At 56.5% G+C, this 3,831-nt stretch carries 5 protein-coding genes; all 5 read left to right on the plus strand.

Going from position 1 to position 3,831, the window contains the following annotated elements; genetic code table 11:
- Positions 1 to 117 precede the first annotated feature (117 nt).
- Positions 118 to 789: a histidine phosphatase family protein gene (locus tag HUJ17_RS12120; protein ID WP_290510935.1), complete on the plus strand. Its 672-nt coding sequence runs from the start codon at positions 118 to 120 to the stop codon at positions 787 to 789.
- A 43-nt stretch (positions 790 to 832) separates the two neighbouring features.
- A complete protein-coding gene (locus HUJ17_RS12125; protein WP_062817812.1) occupies positions 833 to 1,765 on the plus strand; it encodes an ABC transporter ATP-binding protein in 933 nt (310 codons plus the stop codon).
- Positions 1,762 to 2,535, plus strand: a complete 774-nt coding sequence (locus tag HUJ17_RS12130) for an ABC transporter permease (protein WP_063508572.1) — start codon at positions 1,762 to 1,764, stop codon at positions 2,533 to 2,535. Before HUJ17_RS12125 ends, HUJ17_RS12130 begins: the two co-directional genes overlap by 4 nt.
- A 55-nt stretch (positions 2,536 to 2,590) precedes the next feature.
- Positions 2,591 to 3,430, plus strand: a complete 840-nt coding sequence (queF, locus tag HUJ17_RS12135) for an NADPH-dependent 7-cyano-7-deazaguanine reductase QueF (protein ID WP_290510936.1) — start codon at positions 2,591 to 2,593, stop codon at positions 3,428 to 3,430.
- 36 nt (positions 3,431 to 3,466) lie between these two features.
- Positions 3,467 to 3,831 (plus strand): DUF4870 domain-containing protein (locus HUJ17_RS12140; protein ID WP_290510937.1); only part of this gene is annotated, 365 nt, incomplete at its 3' end.

Consider the following 3,831-nt stretch of genomic DNA (forward strand, 5'->3'; position numbering starts at 1 on the left):
CGTTTCCCGCTCCAAATCAGAAGGGACCCTTTCGGGTCCCTTCGTCGTTTCCGGCCTGTTTATTTGCTTTCACACCGACCGTTCGTACACTAGGGTCTGACCGAAAGCGAAGAGACTATGGCCCGCCTACACCCCCGATTGCTGGAAGCCCTCAACCTGTTGCCGAAGGACAAGCCTGTCCATCTGCTGACGCGGCATTCCGTGCGTGAGCTGGCCAAGAATGGCTTTGCCGACTATCGGCTGCCGTTGACTCCGGAGGGCATCGAAATGGCCCGCGAATGGGGCACCCAGCTGGCGCGGCCGGTGGAGGCGTTCTATTCCAGCCCGGTGGGGCGCTGCGTGAATACTGCCATCGCCATGGCAGAAGGTGCCCGCAAGGCGGGGCTGATTGCGGATATCCCCGAGGTGACTACAGATACCACCCTGGTGGAACCCGGGTGCTATGTGGAGGACCTGAATCAGGTGGGGCCCACCTTTCTGAAAATGGGGGCCTTCCGGTTTCTCAACCAGCATCTTCAGGAGCCGTTCGAGGGCATGCTGTCCCCGGCGGAAGGGCGCAGCAAGCTGGCGGCTTATCTGAAAGCCCGTGAACCGGCCAGTGGTCATCTCAATGTTCACGTGACCCATGACACCATTCTGGCGGTGCTGGTGGCCGAGTTGCATGGTCGTCGCCGCATCAGCGAAGAAGACTGGCCCTGGATGATGGAAGGGCTGTGGGTATGGTTCAGCGGCGGGCAGATGCACTGGGTCTGGCGTGGTGAGCATGGCCATCGGGTTCTGGACCACTGATCTCTCTCTTCACCATCCATTCGACTATTTGGCGAGGTAATCCTTGTCTGCTCTGACGATTCGTAATCTGACCAAGACCTATGCAAACGGCGTGCAGGCGCTGAAAGGCATTGATCTTCAGGTGGAGAAGGGCGATTTCTTTGCCCTGCTGGGCCCCAACGGGGCAGGCAAGTCCACCACCATTGGTGTAATCAGCTCCCTGGTGAACAAGACCGGCGGGGAGGTGAGCATCTTTGGTTATTCCCTGGATACCGAACGGGCCCTGGCCAAGCAGAAAATTGGCGTGGTGCCCCAGGAATTCAACTTCAACCAGTTTGAAAAGGTGTTCGACATCGTCGTCACCCAGGCGGGTTTTTATGGCATCCCCGCGCCCTTGGCTCGTGAACGGGCAGAGAAATACCTGCGCCAGCTGGGCCTGTGGGAAAAGCGCGACAAACAGTCACGGACCCTGTCCGGCGGCATGAAGCGCAGGTTGATGATCGCCCGGGCGCTGGTGCATGAACCGGAACTGCTGATCCTGGATGAGCCCACCGCCGGCGTGGATATCGAGCTGCGCCGTTCCATGTGGGATTTCCTTACCCGCATCAACGGTGAAGGCAAAACGATCATTCTCACCACGCATTATCTGGAAGAGGCGGAATCCCTGTGTCGCCACATTGCCATCATTGATCACGGCACCATCGTGGAAAATACCGACATGAAATCCCTGCTGGAAAAACTGCAGGTGGAAACCTTTATTCTGGATCTGGCCCGGCCGGTCACCGAGGAGCCGGTGCTGGAGGGGTTCGAGGTGTGGCTGAAAGATTCCCGAACGCTGGAAGTGGCGGTACCCAAATCACAAAGCCTCAACACCCTGTTTGTGGCGTTGGCGGATCAGCACTTCGAAGTGATGAGTATGCGTAACAAGGCCAACCGGCTGGAGGAATTGTTTGTGCGACTGGTGGAGCAGAACCTGCCCGGGGAGCAGGCATCATGAGTGCATACCAACAGTGGGTGGCCTTTCTCACCATCGTTACCAAGGAAATCCGTCGTTTTACCCGGATATGGCCGCAGACATTGCTGCCTCCGGCGATCACCATGACCCTGTACTTCGTGATCTTCGGCAATCTCATCGGGAGCCGCATCGGTGAGATGGGCGGGTTTAATTACATGCAGTACATCGTCCCCGGCCTGATCATGATGAGCGTGATACAGAACAGCTACGGCAATGTGGTGAGCTCGTTCTTTTCCACCAAGTTCCAGCATTCCATTGAAGAGATGCTGGTGTCGCCCATGCCGGCCCACGTGATCCTCAATGGCTTTATTGTCGGCGGTATGGTGCGCGGGATGCTGGTGGGCCTGATCGTCAGCCTGCTCAGTCTGTTCTTCACTCATCTGTCCATGCAGCACCTGCTGATTACCATCACCGTGGTGATACTGACGGCGGCCCTGTTTGCCCTGGGCGGCTTCATCAACGCCATCTTTGCCAACAAGTTCGATGATATTTCCATCGTGCCCACCTTTATTCTGACGCCGCTGACCTACCTGGGCGGGGTGTTCTATTCCATCGATCTACTGCCAGAATTCTGGCGGACAGTGAGCCTGGCGAACCCCATCGTTTACATGGTCAATGCCTTCCGTTACGGCGTGCTGGGTGTCAGTGATGTGAATGTCTACGCGTCACTGGGAGCGATCCTGATGTTTGTGGTGGCGTTCTATCTGCTGGCACTGTGGCTGTTGCAACGGGGTACGGGTATTCGCCACTAAACAATCGGATTATGATGGGAATATAATCCATGGACGGGTGTGCCAAGAGGTAATCATGAGTTATTTGAAGGAAACGCCACTGGGGCGGTCCACCGATTATGTGGATGAGTACATGCCCTCGTTGTTGTGCCCGGTGCCGCGCTGGGATGCGCGGGAATCCCTGGAGCTGGAAGAGCTGGGTAATGAAGATACCAGCCTGCCGTTCCACGGCACGGATATCTGGAATGCCTACGAGCTGTCCTGGCTCAATGAAAAAGGCAAACCGGTGGTGGCCCTGTGCGAGCTGCGTATTCCCTGTACTACCCCCAATATTGTGGAATCCAAGTCGCTCAAGCTGTATCTGAATTCCTTTGCCAACACCCGTTTTGAAAGTCGAGACAAGGTACGGGCTGCCATTGAAAAGGATGTGGCCCAGACCGTGGGCGGCAATATGGAAGTGTTGCTGTATTCCCTGGAAGAGTCCGCCGGTTTTTCGGTCTGGGAAGATCGTGGTCAGTGCGTGGATAACATCGATATCGGGTTTGAGCACTATGAATACCGGCCCGACCTGCTGCTGTGCGACCAGGGGGCCGAGCAGACTGGCCAGCTTTATTCCCACTTGTTACGTAGCCATTGCCCGGTAACCAACCAGCCGGACTGGGCCACGGTGGTGGTGCGCTACACCGGTCGCGCCATCAGCCCGGCCAGTTTTCTGCGTTATGTGGTGTCCCTGCGAAATCACCAGGGGTTTCATGAACAGATTATCGAGCAGATGTTCGTGGACCTGATGCGCCAGTGCTCCCCGCGCCACCTGACCGTTTATGGTCGCTTTACGCGCCGGGGAGGCATCGACATCAATCCGTTCCGCTCCAACAGCGAGCAGCCCTTACCGAATCGACGCACCATCCGTCAGTAACATCATCAAGCCAACATCGTTATCAAGGAGCGAATAATGTCGGATCTGGAACAGACCCAGAGCGAACCCAAACCGGAAGAACGCAGCCTGGGCCTTGCCTGCCACCTCTTGGCGCTGGCGGGTCTGGTGGTGCCGTTCGGGAATATCCTGGGGCCACTGATCATGTGGCTGGTCAAGAAAGATGAAAGTGCCTTTGTCGATGACCAGGGCAAGGAAGCATTGAACTTCAACATCACCATTTCCATTGCCGGCTTTATTGCCTTCCTGCTGATGTTTGTGGTCATCGGCGGTCTGCTGTTGCCGATCATCGGTATCTTCTGGTTGGTGATGACCATCATCGCCGCGGTGAAGGCCAATGGCGGAGAGCGGTATCGTTATCCGTTGACCATTCGGTTGATTAA

The sequence above is a fragment of the Alcanivorax sp. genome (genome assembly GCF_014762765.1).
Taxonomy (GTDB): domain Bacteria; phylum Pseudomonadota; class Gammaproteobacteria; order Pseudomonadales; family Alcanivoracaceae; genus Alcanivorax.